Below are 1585 nucleotides of genomic sequence, written 5' to 3'. Positions count from 1 at the left end.
TAGAGATGTGGAATTCCGGTCAATGGCAGTCTCCCTATTATTGGGGTGCGTTTACTATTCAAGGAGATTGGCGGTAAATTCAGGAAAGAAACCGGGTTTCTCGGTCTCTAACTCAGCAAAGAAACCCGGTTTCTGAGGGGGCGGTAATTAATCTTTGTCAAAATCCTTAGCGCCTTCTAAGACGGGATTAAGGTCAAACCAACTACCATCATGATCGCAATATTCAAAGACAAATAGACTGCGGAGGAGAGTTTGATATTCTTCCTCTCCTCGGACGGTTTTCTGCTGCGAAACTTGGCGGAGAAGTTCCCACTCGTCGGGGGTGATGGCTTTTCCTAATTCGTTGCGTCTCTCGCTAATTACCCGTTCAATCATGGTGCGGCTGAAGGGTGGATCGTCTTTTTGTAGACAATTAAATAGTAAAATTAGCAGGTTTCGCACATGACCACCACTCATCTGACAGAGATAATCGAGGGTGCTGGTAGAGTCAAATAATTTAGGGATTTCACGGAGGCGATCGGTTTGGTTTAATTCTGGAAATGCTCGTGCTAATACCATTTGTCTGAGCAGATTAATTCCGGGTTCGCAGTCGCTACCGTCTCGTTCTTTGACTCTGACCATTGGTAGCAGTTTGGCGGGGGAACCAAAGCGGTTGCTAACGGCTTCTTTATCGTTGGAAAAGGTGAGAATTAGGGGAATTGTATAGATGACATGACACAGAAGTTTATTGAGTTGTTCACCCCTATCTACAAATAAATATTCTGGTTGGGTACGGATGCCGAATTTGGCTTTATTATCGATGCGATCTAGGTTGTCAATAATCACGACTAATCCGGCTTGTCCCCGTTGCTGTAGTTGGTGTTGAGCGGGGGTGATTAATTCCTGGTTAATGACTTCAATAATGTTATTAACTCGGGGTTCTAGGTGTTGTCTTAATAGCGATCGCACATCCCTTGAGTCTTTGGCTTTGGCGGTAATTTCACCAATCCCAAAAGATAGGGAAAAACCCTCGGAGTCTTGGCTAACACCAATATCACCGACGACGGGAATATTGCTCCGAAAACTGGTAATTTCTGTATTCAGAAGGTTGGCAGCGCTTTTCAGAATGCCTTGAAAGCGTTTGGGTTGCAGACAGACACCACTATTTTCTAAACTTTGGGAAACTTGGCGAGCGATCGCCAGTAAGATGTCACTAATATCGACATCTGCCATATCTAAGTCCTGGGAAGACTCGAAGTAAACTACATGGAATTTATCCGCTTCTAACTCAGTTTTTAATCGTGATAATTCGGTGGATTTTCCACAGCCTATATGTCCGGTAAATAATTGACAGGTAGGTTGATGGTCAGAAAAGGTGATCGTCCGTTTCAGTTCCCGAATTACATTAGAACCCCGAACTGTTGAAAAATCAATATAGTATTGTCGATCTTCAGGTTTCGATATATTCAGAGTGTATCGCGGGTTACAGGCTCGAAAGAATCGTCCAAGGTTTAGGGACATTTAATTTATGCTCTATAAAACTTAAACAAAACCGGACATAGCCGGATATTGATGTTTATTTCTGGCTTCGTCCGGGACTGTCGGC

General features: G+C 43.7%; 1 protein-coding gene. It reads right to left on the bottom strand.

All coding sequences use genetic code 11. The features are described 5' to 3' along the window. Positions 1 to 147: 147 nt before the first annotated feature. Positions 148 to 1500 (bottom strand): ATP-binding protein, encoded by a 1353-nt coding sequence (locus tag ACTIE0_RS24260; protein ID WP_006621063.1) that lies wholly within the window; start codon positions 1498 to 1500, stop codon positions 148 to 150. Between the last annotated feature and the right edge of the window lie 85 nt (positions 1501 to 1585).

Source organism: Limnospira sp. (assembly GCF_051859755.1).
GTDB lineage: Bacteria > Cyanobacteriota > Cyanobacteriia > Cyanobacteriales > Microcoleaceae > Limnospira > Limnospira fusiformis.
Note: the sequence above shows the minus strand (reverse complement) of the source record. Positions and strands in the feature narration are given on the sequence as shown.

Coding starts and splice junctions, on each gene's coding strand:
- ACTIE0_RS24260 (WP_006621063.1), bottom strand. CDS start 1,500: ATGTCCCTAAACCTTGGACGATTCTTTCGAGCCTGTAACCCGCGATAC.